General features: G+C 53.2%; 20 protein-coding genes. 11 read left to right on the top strand and 9 right to left on the bottom strand.

Annotated features, from left to right (window positions below):
* The first annotated feature begins 10 nt into the window (after nt 1-10).
* From PAEVO_RS29690 to PAEVO_RS29660, 7 genes are all read left to right on the top strand, one after another.
* Complete coding sequence (locus tag PAEVO_RS29690; RefSeq protein ID WP_071218756.1) at nt 11-919, top strand: carbohydrate ABC transporter permease; 909 nt, start codon at nt 11-13, stop codon at nt 917-919.
* A 43-nt stretch (nt 920-962) separates the two neighbouring features.
* Nucleotides 963-2,573 (top strand): extracellular solute-binding protein, encoded by a 1,611-nt coding sequence (locus tag PAEVO_RS29685; protein ID WP_071218757.1) that lies wholly within the window; start codon nt 963-965, stop codon nt 2,571-2,573.
* Between the two features lie 148 nt (nt 2,574-2,721).
* On the top strand, nt 2,722-4,107 hold the full coding sequence (locus PAEVO_RS29680; protein WP_100541073.1) for an alpha-L-fucosidase: 1,386 nt from the start codon (nt 2,722-2,724) through the stop codon (nt 4,105-4,107).
* A 64-nt stretch (nt 4,108-4,171) separates the two neighbouring features.
* Nucleotides 4,172-5,458, top strand: coding sequence for an alpha-L-fucosidase (locus tag PAEVO_RS29675; protein WP_100541072.1), 1,287 nt, complete (start codon nt 4,172-4,174; stop codon nt 5,456-5,458).
* 63 nt (nt 5,459-5,521) lie between these two features.
* The gene (locus PAEVO_RS29670; protein ID WP_100541071.1) at nt 5,522-6,544 is read left to right on the top strand and encodes a carbohydrate-binding family 9-like protein; all 1,023 of its coding nucleotides are present in this window, start codon (nt 5,522-5,524) and stop codon (nt 6,542-6,544) included.
* Nucleotides 6,545-6,551: 7 nt separating this feature from the next.
* On the top strand, nt 6,552-9,170 hold the full coding sequence (locus tag PAEVO_RS29665) for a transglutaminase domain-containing protein (RefSeq protein WP_100541070.1): 2,619 nt from the start codon (nt 6,552-6,554) through the stop codon (nt 9,168-9,170).
* A gap of 21 nt (nt 9,171-9,191) precedes the next feature.
* A complete protein-coding gene (locus PAEVO_RS29660; RefSeq protein ID WP_100541069.1) occupies nt 9,192-10,238 on the top strand; it encodes a glycoside hydrolase family 18 protein in 1,047 nt (348 codons plus the stop codon).
* A gap of 91 nt (nt 10,239-10,329) precedes the next feature.
* Here PAEVO_RS29660 and PAEVO_RS33585 read toward each other — a convergent pair whose 3' ends face one another.
* From PAEVO_RS33585 to PAEVO_RS29630, 7 genes are all read right to left on the bottom strand, one after another.
* On the bottom strand, nt 10,330-10,539 hold the full coding sequence (locus tag PAEVO_RS33585) for a hypothetical protein (RefSeq protein ID WP_133120362.1): 210 nt from the start codon (nt 10,537-10,539) through the stop codon (nt 10,330-10,332).
* A 25-nt stretch (nt 10,540-10,564) separates the two neighbouring features.
* Nucleotides 10,565-12,862, bottom strand: a complete 2,298-nt coding sequence (locus tag PAEVO_RS29655) for a helix-turn-helix domain-containing protein (RefSeq protein ID WP_100541068.1) — start codon at nt 12,860-12,862, stop codon at nt 10,565-10,567.
* Nucleotides 12,863-13,297: 435 nt separating this feature from the next.
* Nucleotides 13,298-14,875 (bottom strand): amidase, encoded by a 1,578-nt coding sequence (locus tag PAEVO_RS29650; protein WP_100541067.1) that lies wholly within the window; start codon nt 14,873-14,875, stop codon nt 13,298-13,300.
* 362 nt (nt 14,876-15,237) lie between these two features.
* The gene (gene tatC / locus PAEVO_RS29645; RefSeq protein ID WP_100541066.1) at nt 15,238-16,011 is read right to left on the bottom strand and encodes a twin-arginine translocase subunit TatC; all 774 of its coding nucleotides are present in this window, start codon (nt 16,009-16,011) and stop codon (nt 15,238-15,240) included.
* The gene (gene tatA, locus PAEVO_RS29640) at nt 15,968-16,189 is read right to left on the bottom strand and encodes a twin-arginine translocase TatA/TatE family subunit (protein WP_096775768.1); all 222 of its coding nucleotides are present in this window, start codon (nt 16,187-16,189) and stop codon (nt 15,968-15,970) included. The genes tatC and tatA overlap by 44 nt, the downstream gene beginning before the upstream one ends.
* A 24-nt stretch (nt 16,190-16,213) precedes the next feature.
* Entirely contained in the window at nt 16,214-17,839 is a 1,626-nt protein-coding gene (locus PAEVO_RS29635; protein WP_100541358.1) for a PhoX family protein, read from the bottom strand.
* A gap of 887 nt (nt 17,840-18,726) precedes the next feature.
* Nucleotides 18,727-19,578, bottom strand: coding sequence for a lipoate--protein ligase family protein (locus tag PAEVO_RS29630; RefSeq protein WP_100541065.1), 852 nt, complete (start codon nt 19,576-19,578; stop codon nt 18,727-18,729).
* Between the two features lie 664 nt (nt 19,579-20,242).
* On the opposite strand from PAEVO_RS29630, the gene cysK reads away from it, so the two are divergent.
* Entirely contained in the window at nt 20,243-21,157 is a 915-nt protein-coding gene (gene cysK, locus PAEVO_RS29625; protein ID WP_100541064.1) for a cysteine synthase A, read from the top strand.
* A 17-nt stretch (nt 21,158-21,174) separates the two neighbouring features.
* Here the strand turns inward: cysK and PAEVO_RS29620 are convergent, their stop codons facing one another.
* Entirely contained in the window at nt 21,175-21,729 is a 555-nt protein-coding gene (locus PAEVO_RS29620) for a P-loop NTPase family protein (protein ID WP_100541063.1), read from the bottom strand.
* Nucleotides 21,730-21,812: 83 nt separating this feature from the next.
* Nucleotides 21,813-21,959: a hypothetical protein gene (locus PAEVO_RS34035; RefSeq protein ID WP_165789778.1), complete on the bottom strand. Its 147-nt coding sequence runs from the start codon at nt 21,957-21,959 to the stop codon at nt 21,813-21,815.
* 196 nt (nt 21,960-22,155) lie between these two features.
* On the opposite strand from PAEVO_RS34035, the gene PAEVO_RS29615 reads away from it, so the two are divergent.
* From PAEVO_RS29615 to PAEVO_RS29605, 3 genes are all read left to right on the top strand, one after another.
* Nucleotides 22,156-22,587 carry a YciI family protein gene (locus PAEVO_RS29615; protein ID WP_100541062.1) on the top strand — a complete coding sequence of 144 codons (432 nt, stop codon included), beginning with the start codon at nt 22,156-22,158 and terminating at the stop codon, nt 22,585-22,587.
* Nucleotides 22,587-23,849: an RNA polymerase sigma factor gene (locus PAEVO_RS29610; protein WP_100541061.1), complete on the top strand. Its 1,263-nt coding sequence runs from the start codon at nt 22,587-22,589 to the stop codon at nt 23,847-23,849. The genes PAEVO_RS29615 and PAEVO_RS29610 overlap by 1 nt, the downstream gene beginning before the upstream one ends.
* Before the next feature lie 121 nt (nt 23,850-23,970).
* Nucleotides 23,971-24,369: a VOC family protein gene (locus PAEVO_RS29605; RefSeq protein WP_100541060.1), complete on the top strand. Its 399-nt coding sequence runs from the start codon at nt 23,971-23,973 to the stop codon at nt 24,367-24,369.
* Nucleotides 24,370-24,372: the final 3 nt, after the last annotated feature.

Genomic DNA, 24,372 nt, shown 5'->3' with positions numbered 1-24,372 from the left:
GGAATAACATATGTCATCCACGGTAAGGGAAAGCAAAGGGGATAAATTATTCCTGCTATGCAACTACATCTATCTGACGATTGCACTGATTATCGTACTGTACCCGCTGCTGTACATTGTCAGCGCCTCCATCAGTGATCCGAAGTACGTAAGCTCAGGTGAAATGTGGTTGATTCCGAAAGGGATCACGTTTGATGGATATGCCCGGGTGTTTGAGAATGCCAACATTTGGATTGGCTACAAGAACACGATTATTTATACAGTGATAGGTACGATCGTGAATCTGATTGTCACGCTGCCTGCAGCCTATGCGCTAAGCCGCTCCGATTTTGTAGGCAGAGGATTTTTTATGGCGGTGTTCCTGGTTACGATGTTTTTCGGCGGGGGACTGATTCCGAGTTACCTGCTCGTTAAAGATCTTGGCATGGTCAACAGCATGTGGGCGCTTATTCTGCCGGGAGCTGCGTCCATATGGAATATCATTGTGTCCCGGACGTTCTTCCAATCGACCATTCCGAAGGAGCTTCAGGAAGCGGCCCATATCGACGGCTGTACGAACTTCCGGTTATTCATCAAAATCGTACTGCCGCTCTCGATGCCGATTATTGCCGTCATGGCACTTTTCTACGGCGTCGGACATTGGAACAGTTATTTCAGTGCCATGATTTATCTGAACGATGCCGCGAAGTACCCGCTGCAGCTCTTCCTGCGTCAAATCCTGGTTCTTCAGGAGATGGCGGCACAGGGCGGCGGGGCGATTGACGCCTCATCCGCAGCAGCGATGAATTCCAAAGCGGAAATTGCCGCACTGGTCAAATATGCGGTCATTATCGTTGCGACACTTCCGGTTATTGCGGTTTATCCGTTCCTTCAGCGTTACTTTGTGCAGGGTGTTATGATTGGTTCCGTTAAGGGCTGATCTTAAACCATACAATCCACACCAAAAAAGGGGAGTTGTTGTCATGAAAAAGCTTCGCAAGGCATCATCTATTTTACTCTGCCTCACCCTCTCAGCAACCATGCTTGCAGCCTGTGGTTCACCGAAAGGAGACGGCGCTGCTACAGCACCGTCCGGGACGGCCAGTACGGAAGGGGTAAAAAAGGAAGGTTTCCCGATTGTGGATGAGCCGATCACGCTGACGGTCATGTCACAGGATGCCGGTGTAGCCGATTGGAATACGATGCCCGTACTACAAGAGATGGAGAAATTGTCAGGCATCAAGCTGGAATATCAGCTTTCTCCGATTGACAGCTTTGAAACGAAGAAAAATCTGGTGTTTGCGAGCGGCGATTTGCCCGATATGTTCTATGCGGCGGATCTGAAGCCGGCTGAGCAGGTAACTTACGGCAGCCAAGGCATCCTCATTCCGCTGGAGAAGTACATTGACGAAGGCTATGCACCGAACATCAAAAAGATTTTGGATGAAAATCCGGATGTCCGCAAGTCCTTTACGACCCCGGACGGGCATATGTATGCCCTGCCGTTTGTCGATAAGGCTGCCGTATGGTACAGAGGCCCGATGTGGTACAACGGCAAGTTCCTAAAAGCGTTAAACGTGTCCGAACCTAAGACTACCGAGGAATTATATACATTCTTGAAACGCGTCAAGGAAGAAGATCCTAACGGAAATGGAAAGAAAGACGAAATTCCGCTGACTTCGGTCAAGCTGGATGACCTGCGTATGTACTTCTTCGGCTTCTGGGGAATGTACAACGAAGGCATCTATTCCGACAAGGACGGAAAAGTGCACTATCCTTACCAGGAAGAAGGCTATAAAGGCTATCTGACGTTCATGAACCGTCTGTGGAAGGAAGAACTGCTGGATCATGAAACCTTCTCGCAAACAGGCGATCAGAAAAAAGCCAAGGGAGAAAACAATCAGCTGGCCCTGTTTAACGACTACCATGCGTACTTCACGCTCGGTGGCGAGCCGAGCAGCGAGCATCCGCTCATGACGCCGGTGAAGAGTGAAATCGCCGACTCTCCTGTATACGGTATGCACCCTGGTATGTCGGCAAGAGGCACCTTCGCCATTTCGAGCAGCAACCCGGCTCCGGAAGCGACCATGCGCTGGATCGATTACCTGTACAGCTATGAAGGCGCCACGCTGTTTAACCAAGGGCCTGAAGGCACATTGTGGAAATTCAAGGATGAGGCAAACCGCGTGAAAGAATGGCTCCCAGTGCCAGGCGGCGGAGATCGTGAAGAATATCGCGGCAAAATCACGCCGAACTACGGTATTTTGACGCCTGGCGTCAATGATCCGGATGTTGCGAAAGGTCTTCGCACCGAATTTGATGAGTGGATCGATCAGCAGAATCAAGAGAAGCTGGTGCCGATCGGTAAATCGCCGTTCCCTAACGTTTATTTGACGAATGAAGAGCAAAGCGAGGCAACCGCGCTGTTGTCCGATTTGGAAACGTACGTGAAACAGATGGAAGCCAAATTCGTGACAGGCCAAGAGCCGCTTGAAAATTGGGATAAATACGTAGCACAAGTCAAGAAAATGGGCAGCGACCGTCTCGTCGAGCTTTATCAAGGCGCATATGATCGCTGGAATGCCGAGCAATAATCAGATGCATAGATGAAAAACAAAGAGCCAACGTATCCCGGTCGATTCATGACCGGGGGTTGGCTATTGTTTTTAGGGGGCAGGCGAAGGCCCGTTCCAACGGTCTTCAAAGATATCGTTATCAACAAATGACTATTGGAGGTACACCATGTCGGAGAACAAGCTGGTAGAGGAAGAACAAGCGGTAGTGGAGCAGGGCGTGCACAATTTCAGCAGTGAGGACAAATGGGTCAAGCCGGAGGATCCGCTGCTCCTGGAACGCCTGGAATGGTTCAAGGACCAGAAGCTGGGCCTGATGATGCATTGGGGACCGTATTCCCAGCTGGGCCTTGTTGAATCATGGGCACTGAGTGATAAAGACGCGGATTGGTCGCGTGACGGCATTGACTGGGATATCGAAGCGGAGGAGCTTAAGCGGCAGTATTTCGACCTGAACAAGACGTTCAACCCGCTTCGCTTTCAGCCTGATCTGTGGGCTGACCTGGCAGCCGATAACGGCTTCAAATATTTGAACTTTACCACCAAGCATCATGACGGATTCTGCATGTGGGATACGCATACAACCGATTACCGTGTCACCGGAACGGAATGTCCGTTCCATAGGCATAAATACGCCGATATCACGAAGGAGCTGTTCGAGGCATTTCGTGCCAAGGGACTCGGCATCTCCGCTTATTTCTCGAAGGCCGACTGGCATACGCCATACTACTGGGCCCCGGGAATGGAGGCCGGAAGCTTTACGTCACGCGGTCCAAGCTACGACCCGAAGAAATACCCGTGGCTGTGGGAACAGTTTGTCCAGTTTACCCATGAGCAGATCATGGAGCTGATGACCCGTTACGGCCGCATCGATGTGCTGTGGCTGGATGCAGGCTGGGTGAACGATTACCGGGACCAGAATATCCGGCTGGGCGAAGTGGTAGAGAAGGCGCGTGAGATTCAGCCTTGGCTCCTCTCGGCGGACCGTACGGTCGGCGGGCCTTACGAGAATCTGATTACGCCGGAGCAGACCCTCCCTGAGCGAGCCCTTCATGTGCCTTGGGAGAGCTGCATCACGATGGGAACTTCCTTCTCTTTCCGCTACGAAGATCGTTATAAAACGGTGCGTCAGCTCATTCATCTGTTGGTCGAGATCGTGGCCAAAGGCGGAAACCTCGCGCTCAATGTGGGTCCGCAGCCGGACGGAAGGCTGCCCGAGACAGCCATTTCACGAATGAAGGGCATGGGAGAGTGGCTGAAAGTTTATGGAGAAGCCATTTATGGCACGCGCATCTGCGAGCCGTATTCCTCCGGCGCGGTCCAGTTTACCCAAAAAGGCGATACGACCTACGCCATCTATCTGTATCGAAATGAGCAAGAAGCCGTCCCTGAGGAGCTGCACATTCCAATTCAAACGGCGTTCAGCCGCATTGATCTGGTCGGGGGTCAGGAGGCGCTGGATTATCGTCGCACGGACGGTGGCGTTGCGGTTCGTCTTCCGGATCAGGAACGTCAGGGGCCGGCGCCGATTGCGCACGTACTGCGGTTTCGTTAAGAAGCGGTTTATATAAACGTATTTTTCACTTACCAAGGACTTTAAGAAGAGGTGTGGACAAAAAATGCAGAAATGGTTCGAAGAAGCCAAGCTGGGCATCTTCATTCACTATGGCATTTATGCTGTGGAGGGGGTCTCGGAATCCTGGTCCTTCTATAATGGGAGGATCACTTACGACGAGTACATGAAGCAGCTGGACGGTTTTACGGCATCGAAATTCAATGCGGAGAAATGGGCGGATTTGATCGAGAAATCCGGTGCCCGGTATGCCGTGCTGACAACGAAGCACCATGATGGCGTTGCGCTGTGGGATACGCAGTACAGCGATCTCAACGTGGTCAAGCGGACGCCGGCAAATCGGGACATCGTGCGGGAGTATGCGGAAGCGATCAGGGAGAAGGGGATTCACCTGGGCATGTACTTCTCTCTGATTGATTGGTCGCATCCGGATTATCCGAGCGTGTTCGAAGGAGGCAGGGTACCGGAGGATCTCAGCGGGGTCAACCCGCACACCAGTCCCGTGGACGGTGTTCAGGATCAGGAGAAGTGGCAGAAATTCCTGGAGTTTAATAACAACCAGCTGCGGGAGATCCTGACGAATTACGGGAAGGTGGATCTGCTGTGGTTCGACGGCGATTGGGAACGGAGTGCCGAGCAGTGGAATCTGCCGGAGTTCAAGCATTACCTGCAATCCTTCAATCCGGACATCATTATCAACTCGCGCCTGCAGGGCCACGGTGATTATAAAACGCCGGAGCAGGGCATTCCGATCACGAGACCGGAGGGACCTTGGGAATTCTGCACGACAATCAACAGTTCGTGGGGTTATGTGCCGACCGATCATAAATACAAATCATTGAACCAGATCATTCGGATGTTCTGCGACTGCATCTCGATGGGCGGCAATATGCTGCTGGATATCGGTCCGCGCGAGGACGGCACCATCGATCCAAGGCAGGAGGACATTCTGCTTGGGCTGGGAGCATGGATCCGGACCCATGAGGAGGCCGTATTCGGAACGGGCGAGGGCATTATGACCCGCTATTATCTGGGGGGAAGCACGATTTCCGAGGACAGAAAGACATTGTACCTGTTTGTTTATGACGATCCGAAAGAGAATGTGTGCATCAAGGGGCTGTGCAACCCGATCAAGAAAATTACCGTGCTGCATTCCGGCAAAGAGCTTACCCACGAGATCCATGGGGGTGTGCCTTGGTTCAATATCCCGGGGACGACGTGGATCAAGATGACTCCTGAAGACGCGCATGAGCAGGTGACGGTTCTTAAGCTGGAGTTTGACGAAGAGCTGGAGATGTACGGCGGCTCGGGAGCCGTAGTCACGCATAACTAACCATCACGGGGAGGGAGCGCTTGATAAGTGCGCATTCCTCCCTCATGAAGCGGAGAGAATGACATGAACAGAAGTGGAGTGCCGGAGCCGAGGATTGAGTATGCTCCCAAGCATTATATATGCAAGCGTGCGGGGCAGCCGCTCGTGCTGGACGGCCGCGTGGATAAGGCGTTCTGGGATGCGGCGGAGTGGACCGACGATTTCGTTGATATCGAAGGGGATCTTCGTCCGAAGCCGGGAAAACGGACCCGGGTCAAAATGCTGTGGGACGACGACTATTTTTATTTTGCCGCCGAGCTGATCGAGGATCAGATATGGGCGACGTTGACGGAACGCGATTCGGTTATTTTCTATGATAATGACTTTGAAATATTCATTGATCCGGACGGAGACAGCCATCAATATTATGAATTCGAGATCAATGCCTTGAACACCGTGTGGGACTTGCTGCTCGTGAAACCGTACCGGGATGGCGGACCTCCGGTCAACGGCTGGGACATCAGCGGTCTTAAGACGGCGGTGTTTATCGACGGGGAGTTGAACCGACCGGGCGCCGATAACCGGAAATGGAGCGTGGAGGTGGCGATTCCTTGGGCTAGTCTCAAGGAATGTGCCGAAGGCGGCCGCCGTCCTGCGCCGGGTGAGTTCTGGCGCGTCAACTTCTCGCGCGTGGAATGGCAGACCGAGGTACAGGACGGCGAATATCGCAAGGTGCTGAATCCGGAGACAGGCAAGCCTTATCCGGAGGATAATTGGGTATGGTCGCCGATGGGCATCATCAATATGCATTACCCGGAGCTGTGGGGTTACGTCGTATTCGCCGATGGCGAGGGGCACCAGCCGTTTAAGCTTCCGGAGGACGAACGGATCAAATGGGAGCTGCGCAGGCTCTATTACCGGCAGCGTAATTACTATGAAGCCCATGGTGAATTTACGCAGGAAACGAAGCAGCTCATGGGCGAGGATTCATGGAGCATCCAGCCCGTGATTGAAACGACCCGGAGCCTGTTCCAGATTAGCGCGCCTTCATCGGACGGAACGGCTATAATCTGCATTCGGGAAGACGGAAAGTTATGGAGGGAGTGAACGGAGGATGACCAGCCAAACCATGGTGTTCTCGCTGGATTCGCAGACGCTGGAGCGGATCGAGCACAAGTTTCAGGAGAAGATCATTTTTGCGGAAGCCCGCAAGGATAAGCTGTTTCATGTTTTTGAGCAGGAACTGACCGATGAAGAGATTTGGGCCCTGAAATATTTGTTTGCTTACATGCCGGTGAACGACATGGCCGACTATGATGGAGAATTGTTCTTGAATCATGTGCGCCAAGCCCTGGACATCCGTAAGCGCGTGCCTTGGGGCGAGCGCGTGCCGGATCATCTGTTCCTGCATTTTGTGCTTCCTTACCGGGTTAATACGGAGAATATTGAGGATTACCGTGGTATTCTCTACAACGAATTGGCCGAACGGACGGCGAAGTTATCGATGGCGGATGCCATTCTGGAAACCAATTATTGGTGCCATGAGAAGGCAACCTACATCGGCAGCGATCTGCGAACCATTTCGCCGCTGACGATGATCCGGAACGCACGCGGACGCTGTGGCGAGGAGTCCACCCTGGCGGTGGCCGCGCTTCGTAGCATCGGCATCCCCGCGCGTCAGGTCTATACGCCGCGCTGGGCTCATTGCGACAGCAACCATGCCTGGGTGGAAGCATGGGCAGACGGCCAGTGGTATTACATCGGGGCATGCGAACCGGAAGCCCGCTTGAATCAAGGCTGGTTCAGTCCGCCGGCACGCAGGGCGATGCTGATCAATACGCGAATTTTTGCCGATTACCCCGGTCCGGAGGATATTACCCTATGCGAAAAGGGGTTTACGGAGATTAATTTGCTGGAGAACTATGCACCGGCTCGAACCCTTTACGTGAGCGTGAAGGATAAGCAGGGAGGGCCTGTATCCGGCGCAAGCATTCGATTTGAGCTGTATAATATGGCTGAGTTTTATCCGATTGCCGAAATCAAGACCGATGAGCAAGGGAAGGCTTCCTTTAAGACCGGTTATGGCGACCTCTTGGTTCGTGCGGTCAGCGGCGGCAAGTGGAGTGAAGTCCTGTTCAAGGCCCAGGACGGCGGACATATCGAACTTGTCCTTGATTCATCCGAACAGCCGTCAGGGATCGTGGATTTCGATATGGTTCCTCCACCGGAAGGAGAAGGGGACGCCGCGACGGCGTTATCCGAGGAGAAGAGCCAGGCTCATAACCACCGTCTGGAGGAAGGGACGAAGGTCCGGACTGAATATGAGGGTACATTCCTGAGCGAAGAAGAGGCGTTCACACTAGCCCAGTCATCAGGACTGCCTCCCGAGCGGGTGTGGGACGTCCTTCGAAAAGCCAGAGGCAACAGCAAGGAAATCGCCGCGTTCCTGGAGGAGCGTTCCGGCGAATATGGCGAGTGGCCGCTGCGGCTGCTGGAGTCGCTGAACGAAAAGGATTTGATTGATACCTTCCGGCCTACGCTGGATGATCATCTGATGGGTGCCCTCTCACAGCGTGGACAGTGGGATGAGGATACCTTCGTGAAGTACATCCTGTGTCCGCGGGTTTCTTATGAAATGCTGGTTCCGTATCGCCGTGTATTCGTTGATGCCTTTACGGAGGCGGAGACTGCGGCATTCAGGAAGGATCCTTCTACGGTTGCCGGGCATTTGGAGCAGGGCTATGCCTATGCTGAGGACCTTCCCAACCTGAAGGGTAAGGGAAATCCGGCAGGCACGTACAGTCTCATGAAGGGAGACGAGCAGTCGCTGGACATTCTGTTTGTGGCTGTATGCCGTAGTCTGGGGATTCCCGCCCGACTGCATCCGAGCGAGCAGAAGCCGCAGTACTTACGTGATGGAAGCTGGGAAGATGCAGCCTTCCGTCTGGACTCCCCTCGGAATCAGGAGAGCTCAAGCTGGGGGATGCTGCAGCTTCTCAGGGATCCGGAGGTTTCGCAGGATACGCCGGCCGCATCCTATGCCGAGAACTTTACCTTCGCCCGCCTGGAAGACGGCGTGTACAAAACGCTGGTGTATCCTTATGGCAGCACCGACGTTTACGACGAGCCGTATGAGGTTGAGCCGGGTTCGTACCGTCTAACGTCGGGCATCCGGCTGAAGGACGGAACGGTAAGAGTGCGCTTCACGTACTTTACCGTTCGTGCCGGAGACACCACGCGCGTGGCGCTGACCTATCGTGAGACGGCGGTCGACATTCCGGTGCTGGGCAAACTGGCGCCGGGCAGTACGCTTACCCGATTAGACGGAACGGGAGCGGATCTTAAGGATCTTCTGGGGTCCGAGGGCGCTATCGCTGCCTGGATCGAACCGGAGCGGGAGCCGACCAAGCATCTGTTCCGCGAGCTCAGCGAGCTGGCCGAGCCGCTGGATAAGCTGGGATTGCCGATTGTGCTGGTAATCGGGGATGCGGAATGGACGGCTTCCTTTGATCCGGCAAGCTATCCGAAGCTGCCGGCACGCACCATGTTTGTACGGGATTCCAGTTACGCTTCCTTGTCGGGTTTCATCCCGAATCCTGCAGCCCATGAAGCCGGTTATCCTCATCTGTTCGTCCTGGACCGTCAGGAGCAAATCCGTTATACGGCTTCCGGATACAAGATCGGCACCGGGAAGGAAGCCCTGCAGATTGCATCCGCGATATTACAACCCTAGAAGGGATCGGAGTGAAGAGTAATGACGAAGTATATTACGGCGGGATACGCCGTCGATTCGGTTCTTCCCGACATGACGCATGAGGATCTATCGAAGTTGACGCATTTGAACGTGGCTTTCGGCCATGTCAAGAACGATGAAATCACGACCGAGCATCTGAGGAATGGCGAGGTTGTCCGGAACATCAAACGGGAGCACCCGGATCTTACAGTGCTGCTGTCCGTTGGCGGCTGGAGTGCGGGCGGTTTCTCGGAAGCTGCCTCAACCGAAACGGGAAGGGGCAGCATGGCCGCTTCCGCCATACGGGTGCTGGAGGAATACCCTTTTGACGGGATCGACCTGGACTGGGAGTATCCTTGTTACGGCGAGGCCGGCATAGCGTCCAGCCCGGACGATAAACGGAATTTCACCCTGCTGCTCCAGACGATCCGGGAGGCGCTGGATGCCAAGGGCTCCCAGGATGGCCGGCATTATCTGCTTACGATTGCGGCGGGGGCTGACCAGTACTATGTAGATGGCACAGAGATGGCCGAGGTGCAGCGGTACCTGGATTTTGTACAGCTGATGACCTATGATATGCGAGGCGGATTTCAGGTCCTGACCGGACATCATACGAATCTGTACACGCCAACCGGTGATCTGTTCCGAATCAGTACGGATGCTTCCGTGAACCTGTTCGTCCGTGCCGGTGTCCCTAAGGAGAAGATTGTCATCGGTGCCGCATTCTACTCCCGCGTATGGAATGAAGTGCCGGACCGGAACAACGGCCTTCACCAAATGGCCGGCAGCACGGGCGGCTATGGTCCGGCCTTTGCCGAGCTGACTGCGGATTACATCAACAAGAACGGCTACGTTCGTTATTGGGATGAGGAAGCCTGTGCACCGTACCTCTTTAATGGCTCCAGCCTGATTTCTTATGACGATGAGGAATCGATTCGGTGCAAATGCGATTATGTGAAGGAACAAGGCTTGGCCGGGATTATGTTCTGGGAATACGGATGCGACCCGACCCATCGCCTGTTGGGCGCTATGCATCAAGGACTTCAGAGCAACCCTGTTGGGAAATAGGAAAAGCTGGCGGTGCGTGATCATCGGATCGCTCGATATGAGTTTAAAACATACGAAAACCTCCCCTGATTGCTCAGGGGAGGTTTCTGTTTTATCCGGCAAAACCGGCACTCTTATTCGCCAACGTCCGAAGTCGTAATCCAACGCACTCCACGACGCCAACGTCCGAAGTCGTAATCCAACGCACTCCACGACGCCGACGTCCGAAGTCGTAATCCAACGCACTCCACGACGCCGACGTCCGAAGCCGTAATCCAACGCACTCCACGACGCCGACGTCCGAAGTCGTTATCCGACGCATTCCTCGACGCCAACGTCGGAAACCGTTATCCGATGTACTCCTCGTCGTCATCATCCGCGGAGTCGGCAGCGTTGGGGCTGTGCATTTTGCGATATTGGCCAGGCGTGTAACCTGTTTCTTTCTTGAATTTACGAATGAAGTTCGGCGTATCCAGGTAACCGACCCGGGTGATGATATCCTTCAATGGATCGGTTGTGTGCAGCAGCAGCCGGATGACCTCATCGATTCGTTTCTGCCAGATATATTGGGTGAAATTCATGCCGATCTTCTCCTTGAAGGAGCGACTGAAATACGATGAAGAGATAGAGAATTTGGACGAGATCGTGCCCAGGCTGAGGTCGTAATCGGTGAAATTAGCGTCGATATAAGCGACGATTTCATCCATCAGGGAGCTCTCTTCCGTCTCGCTTTTCGCCTCGACATGGGCGCAGATTTCCGCGGCAAGGCCTGCCAGCTTCTTCTCCAAATCCTCCAGCGAGTCATAGGAAGTGACCCGTGGCAGTTGATTGACTACATGATGGATGCCAAGCTCGGACGCGGTCTTCAGCATCGTATTCAGAATATCGAAGCAAATGCAGCGCAGCAGCGGTACGGACGGCATTTCCGTCTTCAGGTTATTCAATGCGGTGGATACCATCTGAACCGCCACATCGTAACTGCCCTGCTTCAAGCTCTGAACCAGCTTCAGCAGCACATCCTTAGGGACCCAGAAGGACGAATCCTGCGCACCGGAACCCGAAAGAGCGTTGAAGAAGGTGCTGCTGCCCTGTCCATGCAGCATGGATGCTTCCAGCGCGGTCGTTGCCTCAATGAAGGATTGATTCAACTGCTCCGGGTAGCTGTAGCGGTTGCCTACCCCGATCGCGGGAGAGACGCCGGTGTGCTCGGCAGCGATCGATTGCAGGGCCAGGGCGATCGGCTCCATCCGGGCGTTAAGGCTCGCCTCATGCCCGGTTTCCGCATCAAATCCGACGATGAGGGCCAGCTGATCAGGCTGCGGCAGCTCCACTCCATAGGCGTATGCGGAAAATGCCGTCAGCTCCACATCGTTCATCAGCTGCATGACAGGCCGCCGTTCCGGATTGTCACCAATGGGAAGGGCGTGCGCCTCCCAGCCCATGGTTACAACAAAATAATGGGAGCGGCTGAAGCGAATGCCCAGCTTCTCCGTATACTCGGCCGGGAACTCCCCGGTATGGCCGTGCTTCAGCAGCATGAGCAGAATATGATTTCGGGCATAGGGCTCTTGGAGATCGACGCGCTGGCTGTAATCATGCAGCGTCTTCTTGATCCATTCCAGCTCGTTACTGGGTGTGGACGGTTCGGGATCATTCTTCAAGCGAATGAATTCCATCAAATCCGAAATCGGATGGTATTGCCTGCGGGCCAGCATAATCGCCAGAATGGTGCCCATCATCACCACGAAGGAGAATACCAGAACGATAAAAGTGCGAATATGAACGATGCGGCCGAAAAATTGGTTGCTTGGCATCGCGGTGACATAAGTCCAGCCCGTGTCGGATTTGACGGACACAACCGAATGGGGCTCTTGGTTCAACGAAAGGCTGTGCGTTCCCGGCTCAAGCGAGAACAGCGCGTTGACTTCCTGCTCGGTAATGGTCTCTCCTTTGTAATTGGCAGCCAGGACTTGTCCGTAATTATCGAAAATATAAGTCATCCCATGATAATCGCTGAGGATGGAGTCGATCAATCCCGTCAGATTGGATTCGTGGATAAAGTACATGACGGTGCCGTGAGCCGGCGTATTGTTGGGTGCGATCGGCACAAGGTATGCCAGCATGGAATTCTGGGTTTTGGTCCCTTGCACGACTTGTTCCGCCGGACGCATGGTCGGGATCTGGACGGAGTTTAAATCCCGGACCATCTCCGTTTCGTTCCAGCTCTTGAATTTGTAGCGGTCGGTAAAGACGTTCAGATTCTCAAAGCCCTGGGACGAGTAAATGCTGTTATCTCCGCGGAAGAACAGGAATAGCTCATCGATGATGGAACTGGTGGCTTTGTATTTGACCAAGGCTCCGATGGATTCCCGGCTGTAGTAAGGATGGTGAGTCCAATAGCGGGTCAGCTGCTCGTCATAGGCGATTCGAAAGGCGATGTCCTGTAGTTCTTTCATACGCTCGTCGATGACGGTTTTAGCCTGGGTCAGTTGATTGACGTTGGTCTGCTCAATCTCGGAACGGAGCGTATCCACGGCATTGTGGTAAATGATGATGGTTAATATAACAAGAGGTATCAGGAAAATGGATATGTAGGACAGTGTGTATTTAAGCAGAAGCTTGGACTTGAAGTGATTCCATTTCATATCTGCAACCTCCCGGTATTTTAAGATTATGGAATGATAAGTTTACAGCGAAGCTGAACCATTCGATAATCGCAAGAAAAACTCCTCTGGGCATAAGTCTATCATCTGTGAAGGTACGTCGATAGACGTTTGACCTTTTGTACCTTCTGATAGCGCTATCATAAATAAAGGCAAGGCTGTAGCTTTCATAAATAGCCGCCGGATGTTCCTAATGAAAATACTAGGAGAACTTGACTAATAAATCAATGGATCATTGCTAAAATTAATTGGAAACATGCCAAAAATTCAAAATCGGAATGTAAATAACAAAGGTAATGCATGCCGTTGCCGGGTTGCCTCAATGGACGGGCTTGTCTTATCATTGCATACGTTGCTTGAAAAAACCGGAGCCGCTGCGGCTCCGGTTGATTTGGGTTAGGCTTAGAAGGCAGGCATTTAAGGCTTGGCGACAAGCGTTGGGGCGACGCGATGCTTCGTCGCCTGCTCGTAATCGTAGGCCATGCCGAGCAAGTCGGCTTCGCTCCACATTTTGCCGACAAAGGCGATGGAGAACGGAGAACCGCTCTTATAATATCCAGCTGGCACCGTGACGAGAGGAACGCCCGCGATGTTGATCTCGGGAACGGTAGTGTCAGCGATTTTGTCCTCGCTGTGAAGCAGCGGCGTTTCCTTATACATTTGAGGGAATACAAGTGCGTCCAGATTGTGTTGATCCATCACATCGTTAAAAATATGGAGATATTTCGTTCGGATTTCCGTGAATTTTGAGAGATCAGGGACGGCACCAGGATTTTTCAAGGCTTCCGGATACCTGGCGAGCGCCGATGGGGTCTCGCCCGTCTTCTCGATCAGCTCATCCACCGACTGAATGGCGGCATTCGGACCCAGGTGCTTCAGATACTGCTCCATATCGTACACGATCGATTCAATGCCGATGGAGCCTGACGACTTGGCAAATTCGGCGAATTCCGTATCGGCGAACGGATCGGTGACCACGATGGCTCCCTGACTCTCCAGTTCCTTCACGGCTCGGTCATATAGTTTTTGGGTCTCCGCCGTCAGTTCTTCGCCAAGCCACCCCGGGCCATAGAGTCCGATGCGTTTGTTCTTGAGGCCCAACGGATTCAGCTTGGAGGTGTAGCCTTTCTTGGGAATGTTGCCGATCGATGCAACGGTCTTGGCATCCTCGGCCGTATAGCCTGAGATGACGTCCAGCATGACGGCGGCGTCGTGAACCGTCCGGGCATGCGGGCCGACAACGTCTCTGGTGCTTCCCGCGAGAGGGACGACCCCGGCATTTGGCACTAATCCGAAGGTTGGCTTGATGCCGACCAGCGCTTGCGCTGCCGCCGGATTCTGGATCGATCCGCCGGTTTCTTCGGCAATGCCGAGCACGGCAAAGTTGCCTGATATGGACATCGCCGTGCCGGAGCTGCTGGCGCCCGGGACCAGCTTCCGATCAATGGCGTTATAGGTGTCGCCAGCCCAGCTGGAGCTGGCGCGCGTACCGTCGGAGCTGAATGCCGGGATATTGGTCTTGCCCAGTATAATGGCGCCGGCCGCCTTCAAGCGGGCAACGACGGGGGCGTCCTTCTCCGGGATCAGCTCGATTCCGCCGAGCTCCTTGCTGAGCGGAGCCCAGCCGAAGGTGGACGGGAAGCCGGCGACGTCGACGGCTTCTTTGATGACAATCGGCACACCTGCAAGGGGGCCGAGCTTCTCGCCCGCCGCCCGGCGCCGGTCAACCTCGCGGGCTTCCTGAAGCGCGCCGGCATTCATCATGGTGAACGCATTGTAATTGGATTCGTAGATGCCGATCCGGTCGAGGTATGCCTTCACAACCTCTTCGGTCTTGAACGTTCCCTCCGTGTAACCCTTCTCAAGCTCTTTCAATGTAATTTCTTCATAGGCAAACCGTTCAGCTGCCGCAGTGGTTATGCTGTTCATGGCCAATCCAAGCAGGAGCGCCATGGACAACACGCGTTTGAACATCTTGGTTTGTTTTTTCATCATTCATCATTTCCCCCATTCGTCGTTTTCTCGCATCTCCCATGCGGTTTTAGAGGCTATCAAGGAACTGAACCGTGTGAATGTAAGTGTTTATAACATAAATATGACAAATTATAAGTGGTTTAGAACATTTCACCTCCTGATTCATAACATATTAATGACAAGATGGTGTTGAATTCTTTGTTAATTAGTAAAGTTAATGGTTTTTTTTGAAGGTGTCAATCGTTTTATGAGATTTTTATAAAATATTATGTTAGATAATCTTACACAAAATAGAACCCGTGTTCATGACAACCTGCTTGCTTAGGCTGTCTAGTCACGGGTTCTTGAAGGTTCCGTCCAGCTTCGGGGGAAACGGACGTGGATTAGGTTGCGCTGCCCTCCGCTTGAGAGAGCTGCAGCTGCTTGCGATAGATGAATCTGGAGATCGAAACGCTGATTTCGTACAGCAGGAACAGCGGGACGATCACGATCAGATCGGACATGATATCCGGCGGCGTGATGGTGACAGCCACGATGCAAAGCAGGAAGTAGGCTGATTTGCGCATCTTGGCCAGCCGATGCGGATTCACGATGCCGAGCTTCGTCAGAAAAACGACGATGGCGGGCATTTCGAACAGGAATCCGAACGGTACGGTCATATGGATCATGAACGTGAAGTATTTTTGCGCGGTATACATCGTTTGGAATGTCCCTTCGGCCATACGCTGCATGAACTGCAGCACCATCGGGAACAGCACGAAGTATCCAAAACAGATGCCAGCAATGAATAATACGCTGATAACGGGAATGAGCAGCACAGCCGAGCGGTGAGTCCCATCAGGCAGCGCCGGTTGCACAAACCGCCATATTTGATAAGCGGCAATGGGAAGTGTGACGGTGACGGCCACAACGCCCGCAATGATCATATACACCCACATTACTTCGGAGGGACCGAGCAGAACGAGCTGCTTGTCCATGCCTCGTACCAGCCAGTGGTAGATCTTCTCGACGTAGATGAAGGCGGCCACCATCGCGACGAGAAACGCAAGCAGGGTGCGGATCAGGCGCTTCCGCATTTCTTCCAGATGCTCGATCGCGCTCTGGTCGTTCGGATTAGCTGTGCTGCTTATTGACCGCTGCAGCAGTTTGCGGAGCATCGTCTTTTTTCCCATTCTCGTCGTCTCCGTTCATCAAGCCGCGGGTTGCGCCCTTAAATTCGCTTAAGGTCCGCCCGAAAGCGCGACCGAGCTCGGGAAGCTTGGAGGGACCGAATATGATGAGTGCGATAATCAAAATAAGAATTAAACCACCGATTCCAATATTGCCAAACGGCATGATCCTCGCTCCTTTCGATTGGTATTATTCCAGTTTGAAGCCGCTAATCGCCACGACGGCGCAGCGCGCCATGTTCTCGCCGGAGCGGTGAGGCCATGTGCTGGTTGGTTTACTGAGGTCCTCCGTATTCTCGCCCGGGTGTTGAACGGACAGGAAGAGCGTCTGCTCGTCGGGGGTGAAGAAAGGACCTGTAAGCTCGGATTCCACCGGGCCGGAGGCGAATTGCAGTGCGACCCCTTGATCCGGTCCGCTGGTTGGAATCACAAACAGTCCGTTGTTCATAAAGGATTTGTGAACGCCTTTGTTCTGGCTGCTGCTGGAGATGTCCGTTACGACCCACAGATCGCCGTTCGAGTCGAACGCGAGGTTGTCCGGCGAGCTGAATCCGGATTGGCGTCCGCCTGCAGCAAAGATCTCAAAGTCGAACTCCATGGCGGCCAGATCGTTGCCCGCTTCAAAGATACGCGTGATATGACCGTGGATGTTGCCGTGATTGTCGTTGTTCGTATGGCAGACAAACACGGTGTTATCAAACGGCGAAATTTCGATGTCCTCCGGACGGTCCGTTGGTGTTCCGCCGACAAGACGTGCAGCTTCCTGACAGTAAGTGACCACATCGCCTTGGGATTTGAATTTAGCTTGGGCCTCTTTATCCTCTGCGGCGGCCTTGGCTACGGCTTCCAAGGTGACCGGCATCCATTTGCCCGACTTCAGGTTGGCGACATACAGGGTTCCGTCTTCCAGAAGCGCGGAGTTGGCGCGGCCCTTGCTCTTGTCATATTTGTTCTTGCTGATGAATTTATAGACGCAGGCATCCTTCTTATCGTCGCCCATATAGACAACGATCCGGCCGTCTGCGGCAAGGCCCATGGCGGTGTTTTCATGATTGAATCTGCCGAGGGCGGTATGCTTTTTCAAGAAGGATTTATCGAACGGATCGACCTCAACCACCCAGCCGTAATGGGTATCCGGAAGGTTCGAGACTGCCGCGGTGTCCTCGAAGTTCTCCTCGCAAGATAAGACCGTGTTCCAAAGCGTTACGCCGCCGGAGCAGTTGGCAAACGTGCCGGTAGCCGTCGTTGCGCCTTTCAGAGCAGGGATGCCTTTGGCCGGGCCGGTGATATCGAATTTGCTGAAGCCGTTGATGCGGCGGGCATGGGTGGAGGTGGTGTCCATTTTCCACACACCCTTCTCGTCACGGTATACTTCGATGACCGACATGCCTTGGTAATAGAGGTTTTTATGTATTTGATCCGCCGTCATCTTCCCGTCCTTCACAGGTCCGATCGAGAAGATGGTGGAGTATTCATGATTGTTGACCAGGAGGCCGCGGACGTTGGAGCCCTTAAGCGGGAAAAATGCGTTGTAATCACAGCCGGAGCCAAACTTTTCGCCAGCCGGGTTGATCACGTCATCGAAAGCAGCAATGACATCATATTTAAAGTTTTTAGGCAGGACGAGCTGGTCTGCTTTGGTTGGTTCGATTGGGTCGAAGTAGCCGCTGACCCGATTCGTTTTGAAGCCGAACAGATGATTTGCGGTTCCGGACATGGCCGAAGCCTTCCCTTCCAATACACCTAAGCCTGCGGAGGCGGCTGCCAATGCAGTTGCGCCCGTACCCAGATAAGACAGAAACGTTTTGCGGTCCATCGTTTTATTCAAGCTTATCCACCCCTAATGTATAAATTGCCATCAGGACAAGTTTATAGGGGAAATGTTATGGCAATATCATCGGTGAATGGTGGAAATGTAAAAATAAAGTCATCTTGGTATGGTACACGATTCTCGTTTTCATACTTGGCCTAGCTGCCAGGTGATGGTGCCAAAATGAACAGATTCAGTTATTTGGGCTTTAGGGTGAATTGATTGGATTGCATTGATGGATTGTGTGGATCGATCGACGGATGGATGGATGGATTGTGTGAACCGTCCGACCGTCCGATTTGTAACGATTAACCTACTGTGTCGTACGGATAGAATGAATCGAAGGACGCGAATGGATTGATGGACGTATTGTATCGATAGGGCGAGGTTTGTTTGTCCGCGGAATACCAGGCGCTGCTTGAGCGTGTTGACTGTTGTAATGATTTGAGGACAGAGGTTCCGCTATTACGTCTCGATTGGTTGGTTTGGGGTTTAATGAGGACATCAGATCCGTTATTACATAGAATATGGCTGTTAATCGTGGTATTTATAGTAGATAGCGGATTCTGAGTCCGGAAGTCCGGGGAAAGTTGCTGTTTTTTCGAAATAACGGATCTATTGTCCATTAGTTTGTTTATTCGTCTCTTGGATATCAGTAAGAACTGCAAGAACTGCAGGAACTGCAAGAATTGCAAGAACTGTTGCATGCTCCCGGCAGAACTGCAATACAAGCGGAGTTTATAGGTACAGGCTTGTGTTGGACTGGTGCAACGTTTTGAGGACGGAGGATCCACACTAAGTGCGGGTCCAATATATAACAATAAGGGGACTCCCCTTTCAGTATAAAGAACCATATAGACTGATGAATCAGCCTATATGGTTCTTTATTATGTTTAATTAAGGTTATACCGCTGACGCATCTGGTCAGCCATAAAGCGGATATCCTCGTCCCCAGGCATCGTAAACCTGGAAGCTGCTTCGGCCAAATCCTTGCCTGCTTGCCATCCTCGAATGACTTTTTTGACGGCTGCCGTAAATTGACGTACCGCTTCGAAGCCGCTGCCGATGTTGGTCAGCTCCTCGAGGCTGGCCGTGCTGTCGGCCTCTACCAGAGGGTACTGCTTGGGATCGGCTCCCTCAGCAGCGATATCATAGAAGGAACGAACCAGCCGGGCGCGCTCGCTGCCCGAACCCTCGGCAATGATGAAAGCCTGGATGATGAAGGCTTTCCGCTGCCGCCGCTGGGCAATGCCGCAAAATTTGAGGCCGCCGATGCTTAGATCAAACGTTCCGGGGCAGAAGGCGCCGGCAATCTCGCCGGTATCCACCCTTTGCCCGGTGTCCCGGAGGGCTTCCCGGATGAGCTCCACCATGATCTCGAAGTCTTGATGAAAATCTGGCGCCGGTCCGGCGGAGAAAAAGGGGAGGATGAGGGACAGGTTCACCACGCCGGCGTCCAAGGGTACCGCGGCACCGCCCGAATGGCGCACGGCGGTATCATAGCCGAGGTAGCGAAGGTTGGCTTCCCCTTGCGGCGCCTCGGGCAGACGGCTGTCCCGCACGCCCAAGACAAAGGCGCGCGGATGCCGCCACAGATGGCAGATGGCGGGCCCGCCTTCTCCGGTCAGCCTGCATAATAGCTCGTCCAGCGCAAAATGATACAGCACGTCCTGATGCGATAAATTATCGGTCCGGTCGAGCAGCAGGACGGGTTGGTCTTCAGGTAGTATCAGCGGAATGTTCACGCTTGTTGCGCCTCCTTGAAATAGGGGTAGGGTAAAGTAAAGCCCGATCGAATCTTTTTCAATGAACAGCATACCACAAATTCATAATGAAGCGGCGAGCCTAGCCTGGCAGTGCGAGGGCTTCGCTCCTTGAGCTAGCATCCGGCAATCGGCGGCGTCAGCCTGACAGCTTAATAGCGCTTAACGAGGGTTCATTGTCAGTGAGCGAGGAACCCCCATTCGATATCGGAATTATAAACTTCGAAGCATGTTCTTCCTGATTTCGCAAGAAAGACATCAACTAAACGCGGCGGTCTTTCGGGAATGTACGTCGATCTCTGTCATCTGCGAATGTACGTTGGTCGACGTTTTTGTTTAGATTTCAGAAAGTATAAACTTCGAAGCATGCTCTTCCTGATATCGCAAGAAAGACATCGACTAAACGCGGCCGTCTTCTGCGAATGTACGTCGATCAACGTTTTTGTTTAGATATCAGAAGGTATAACTTCGAAGCATGTTCTTCCTGATATCGCAAGAAAAACTTCCTCTAACTGCGGTCTGTCATCTGCGAATGTACGTCGATCAACGTTTTTGTTATAATCCGAGTAAGCTTATTGTCTTTGTGAGTCATATGGTTTAGCGGAGAATGACTTCACTTCATATATAAAAGGAGAAGATCAACATCATGGAGATTTATAATAGTGTAGTTGATATGATCGGTCGGACGCCAATGGTGAAACTTCGGCGGCTAGTCCCGGAAGGATCAGCAGACGTTTATGTAAAGCTTGAGAGATTCAATCCTTCCGGCAGCGTGAAGGACCGCGCGGCCTACAATCTGATTCATACCGCGGAGGAGCAGGGTCTGCTCCAACCTGGGGGCACCCTTATCGAGCCGACGAGCGGGAATACCGGCATCGGTCTGGCGATGATTGCGGCCGCCAAGGGCTATCGGGCCATCCTGATTATGCCGGATAACATGTCCAAGGAACGGATTAACATCCTGAAGGCCTACGGTGCGGAGGTCGTGCTGACACCGAGCAGCGAACGCATGCCGGGCTCCATTGCCAAAGCGCTTGAGCTCAGGGAGCAGATTCCCGGAAGCTTCATTCCGCAGCAGTTCGAGAATGCGGCCAACCCGGACATACACAGGGTGACGACAGCGCCGGAAATATTGGAGCAGATGGAAGGGCGGCTGGACGCCTTTGTGGCAACGGCGGGAACGGGCGGCACCGTAACCGGAACCGGGGAAGAGCTGAGGAAGTCTCTGCCGGACCTGCATATCGCGGTGGTCGAGCCGAAGGGCTCGCCCGTGCTCTCCGGCGGACAGCCGGGACCTCACAAGCTGGTGGGCACGAGCCCCGGTTTTGTACCGAAGATTCTGAATACGGGCGTTTATGACGAGATTATCCAGATCGCCGACGAGGATGCACTACAGACCGCCCGGCATTTGGCCCGCAAGGAAGGAATACTGGTAGGACCGTCCTCCGGCGCATCGGTATTCGCGGCCCTTCGCGTGGCGAAGCGGCTGGGGGAAGGGAAACGGGTTGTCTGCATTGCCCCGGACACGGGAGAGCGGTATTTGAGCATGGATATTTTCTAAGAGAAGAGGACCTCCGGTTAACCGGAGGTCCTTTCTTGCTGTTCTATGGCGGGCATCCGCTGCTTAAGCTCCTGCATGAGTTGTTCATGGCTCTTCACGACGACCACTTTGCCGGGATAATCCGCAAGCGTGTCCTGAATCTGATACCTACCCTCCCGCTGATAGGCGGCACTCCATTCGAACATTTTTTTGAACATATCCCAACTGGGGGTATAGTGCGCTTCTTCAAGTCGCAGTCGCTGCTTGATGAACCTTGTGATGATCCGGTAGGTTATTGTGGAGTAGGACGGGTTCAGAAAAACGATAAGATCCGCATGGTGGAAGCTGGGGCTGACCCATTTCAGATGAGCGCCCTCGATGATCCAGCCATTCGTGTTCACGATACTTAACAATAGCGCATCGCGATCCGCCTCACACCTTCTAATATCGTCTGGCTCGGCCCGCTCCCATACGACATTGTCGAGCTCGTAATAAGGGAGATTAAACTGGGCGGACAGCTTCCGGGCAAGCGTTGTTTTGCCGCTGCCGACAGAGCCGATAATATGGATCCGGTTCGGGATCTTAGTGTCCATAAGAGATCACCGCATTCATGAGAAATGGTAGCTAATCACTTCGGTACCGGAGCGGAGATGTCCTTGTTTCGTTAGTCGTAAAATTATAGTGCTTCCTGCGGCGTATCACAAAGCTGCTTGAAGAATGCCGCGATTTGCTCGGCAATGGGGCGAGCCAAGTCCATGGGATGAACTGCCTGCCATAGGAACGGGCTTGGATTAGGATCATCGCCCCTCCATCGACCAATCAAGTGTTTGCCTTGGTTGGTCTTTTTTTATAGAGCCGAATCATTCCAACAGGAATAAACGATTCCGTAACGAAATGATTGTAACCTATTATTTTTTTGTAAATGTTGACGTCTTTGTCGATTAGGGGATTCTCTATTCGTTGATTAAGCATAGAACGAAAATTTTAAGTTTAGTCTCGATAACCAGGAGGGAATAAGAATGAGATTTATGATGATTGTAAAGGCAACCGAGGATTCCGAGGCAGGCGTGCTGCCAAGCGCAGAGCAGCTGGATGCCATGATGAGGTACAACATGGAGCTGGCCAGAGCGGGCGTGCTGCTTGCTGCCGATGGGCTCCATCCAAGCTCGGGCGCCATCCGGATATCTTATCCGGAGCCGGGGGGCAAGCCGAAAATTACCGATGGCCCCTTTACGGAAGCGAAGGAACTGATCGCGGGGTATACCTTGATCGAAGTAAAGACGAGGGAAGAGGCGATCGAGTGGGCTAAACGCATGCCGGATCCACACGGCTTCGGTGCAGGCCAGATTGAGCTTCGCCAGGTGTTTGAACCGACTGACTTAACGCAGGACCCTGAAGCACAGGCCAAACAATACGAAATGCGAGAACACATTCAAAGGCAGAATCCGTAATGTCAGCGGCAGATACCCATCGTACGATCGAGGCCATCTGGAGAATCGAATCCTCTAAAATCATTGCCTACCTGACTCGAATGGTCCGTGACGTCGGGATCGCCGAGGATCTTGCTCAGGATACGCTTATCACTGCGCTGGAACGCTGGCCGATAGACGGAATACCGGACAATCCCGGTGGATGGCTCATGACCGCTGCGAAGCGCAAAGCACTGGATCTGCTGCGCCGGAATAAAGTGCGCGATCAGAAGTATGAGCTGTTGGGACGCGAAATGGATTCCCGGATGAAATCGGATATTCAGGTACCGGAGCCGGGGGAAGTGAGCGATGATCTCCTGCGGTTGATCTTCATGACCTGTCATCCGGTTCTTTCCCCTGAAGCCCGCGTGGCCCTGACGCTGCGTCTGCTCGGCGGTTTAACGACAGCGGAGATTGCCCACGCTTATCTTGTGCCTGAACCGACGATCGCGCAGCGAATCGTTCGTGCCAAACGGACGCTGTCCGCGACCCGGGTGGCATTCGAGATTCCTCAGGGAGCCGAGCTTAAACCGCGATTGTCATCGGTCCTTGAGGTCATCTACCTCATGTTTAATGAGGGGTATGCAGCGTCATCGGGCAGCCAGTGGATTCGTCCGCTGCTGTGTCAGGAAGCGCTTCGTATCGGGCGGGTGCTGGCAGAGATCGCGCCGACGGAAGCCGAGGTGCATGGACTGGTTGCGTTAATGGAATTTCAATCCTCCCGATTCAAGTCCCGGGTCAACGCGGAGGGGGAGCCTGTCCTGCTCATGGATCAAAATCGGGCCTTGTGGGATTATTTATTGATTCGACGCGGTTTTGCCGCTCTGGATCGGATCGAGCGGTTGGGCGGAATGACGGGTCCTTATGCCATACAGGCTGCCATCTCCGCATGTCATGCCGGAGCGCCCAGTGCCGCAGAGACCGACTGGATTCGAATTTCCGCACTGTATGAGGCATTGGCCCAGGTTTCTCCTTCGCCCATCGTGGAGTTGAACCGGGCCGTGGCCCTCTCCATGGCTTTCGGTCCGGAGATCGGGCTTGAGATCGTGGATGTTTTACGTGGCGAGCCCGCCTTGAAGGGATACCATCTCCTCCCGAGCGTAAGGGGAGACCTGCTCTTTAAGGTGGGGCGCCTGGACGAAGCCTGCGCGGAGTTCAAGCTGGCCGCATCGCTGACGGATAACCTGAGGGAACGTTCTCTGCTGCTTGACCGTGCGGCAGAATGCCTGTCAGCGGAGTGTTAAGACAAGCTGGAGAAAATTTTTTAAAAATTTTTTCGGAAAAATATGAAGATGTGTCGATTACATAAAATCTCGTTCGTCATTTAGATATAAACCAAAAAAATAAACCGAGAGGAAGATGAACATGCAAGCACAAATGGTACCTTTTATTATTTCGGAGGATGCAAGAGGTCAGGCTGATTTCTACATGCAAGCGCTGGGTGGAGAGATCGGTTTGTTGACTACCTTCAAGGACATGCCGGGCATACCGGAAGCCCATCAGGATAAGGTTATGCATATGTCATTAACGCTGGCTGACGGCAATAAGCTAATCCTCACCGACGCTTTTCAGGAAACCGGCAAGCGCACGAGCATGGGTCTGGCCATCACGTTTGATAACGAGGAAGAAGCCCGCGCCGCCTATCGCCATCTTAGCGATGGGGGTACCGAGAAATATCCGTTTGCCCTGCAGCCTTGGGGAGCCTACTACGGTGAAGTGGTGGACCGGTACGGCATGACCTGGCAGATGGTTCATCAGGGCTGAGCT

Origin of the sequence: Paenibacillus sp. GM2FR (assembly GCF_002803325.1) — a bacterium.
Taxonomy (GTDB): domain Bacteria; phylum Bacillota; class Bacilli; order Paenibacillales; family Paenibacillaceae; genus Paenibacillus_AQ; species Paenibacillus_AQ lautus.
Note: the sequence above shows the minus strand (reverse complement) of the source record. Positions and strands in the feature narration are given on the sequence as shown.

What these genes read in the sequence shown, in the direction of transcription:
- PAEVO_RS29690 (WP_071218756.1), top strand. Translation starts at nt 11, where the DNA reads ATGTCATCCACGGTAAGGGAAAGCAAAGGGGATAAATTATTCCTGCTA.
- PAEVO_RS29685 (WP_071218757.1), top strand. Translation starts at nt 963, where the DNA reads ATGAAAAAGCTTCGCAAGGCATCATCTATTTTACTCTGCCTCACCCTC.
- PAEVO_RS29680 (WP_100541073.1), top strand. Translation starts at nt 2,722, where the DNA reads ATGTCGGAGAACAAGCTGGTAGAGGAAGAACAAGCGGTAGTGGAGCAG.
- PAEVO_RS29675 (WP_100541072.1), top strand. Translation starts at nt 4,172, where the DNA reads ATGCAGAAATGGTTCGAAGAAGCCAAGCTGGGCATCTTCATTCACTAT.
- PAEVO_RS29670 (WP_100541071.1), top strand. Translation starts at nt 5,522, where the DNA reads ATGAACAGAAGTGGAGTGCCGGAGCCGAGGATTGAGTATGCTCCCAAG.
- PAEVO_RS29665 (WP_100541070.1), top strand. Translation starts at nt 6,552, where the DNA reads ATGACCAGCCAAACCATGGTGTTCTCGCTGGATTCGCAGACGCTGGAG.
- PAEVO_RS29660 (WP_100541069.1), top strand. Translation starts at nt 9,192, where the DNA reads ATGACGAAGTATATTACGGCGGGATACGCCGTCGATTCGGTTCTTCCC.
- PAEVO_RS33585 (WP_133120362.1), bottom strand. Translation starts at nt 10,539, where the DNA reads ATGCGTCGGATAACGACTTCGGACGTCGGCGTCGTGGAGTGCGTTGGA.
- PAEVO_RS29655 (WP_100541068.1), bottom strand. Translation starts at nt 12,862, where the DNA reads ATGAAATGGAATCACTTCAAGTCCAAGCTTCTGCTTAAATACACACTG.
- PAEVO_RS29650 (WP_100541067.1), bottom strand. Translation starts at nt 14,875, where the DNA reads ATGATGAAAAAACAAACCAAGATGTTCAAACGCGTGTTGTCCATGGCG.
- tatC (WP_100541066.1), bottom strand. Translation starts at nt 16,011, where the DNA reads ATGCTCCGCAAACTGCTGCAGCGGTCAATAAGCAGCACAGCTAATCCG.
- tatA (WP_096775768.1), bottom strand. Translation starts at nt 16,189, where the DNA reads ATGCCGTTTGGCAATATTGGAATCGGTGGTTTAATTCTTATTTTGATT.
- PAEVO_RS29635 (WP_100541358.1), bottom strand. Translation starts at nt 17,839, where the DNA reads ATGGACCGCAAAACGTTTCTGTCTTATCTGGGTACGGGCGCAACTGCA.
- cysK (WP_100541064.1), top strand. Translation starts at nt 20,243, where the DNA reads ATGGAGATTTATAATAGTGTAGTTGATATGATCGGTCGGACGCCAATG.
- PAEVO_RS29620 (WP_100541063.1), bottom strand. Translation starts at nt 21,729, where the DNA reads ATGGACACTAAGATCCCGAACCGGATCCATATTATCGGCTCTGTCGGC.
- PAEVO_RS29615 (WP_100541062.1), top strand. Translation starts at nt 22,156, where the DNA reads ATGAGATTTATGATGATTGTAAAGGCAACCGAGGATTCCGAGGCAGGC.
- PAEVO_RS29610 (WP_100541061.1), top strand. Translation starts at nt 22,587, where the DNA reads ATGTCAGCGGCAGATACCCATCGTACGATCGAGGCCATCTGGAGAATC.
- PAEVO_RS29605 (WP_100541060.1), top strand. Translation starts at nt 23,971, where the DNA reads ATGCAAGCACAAATGGTACCTTTTATTATTTCGGAGGATGCAAGAGGT.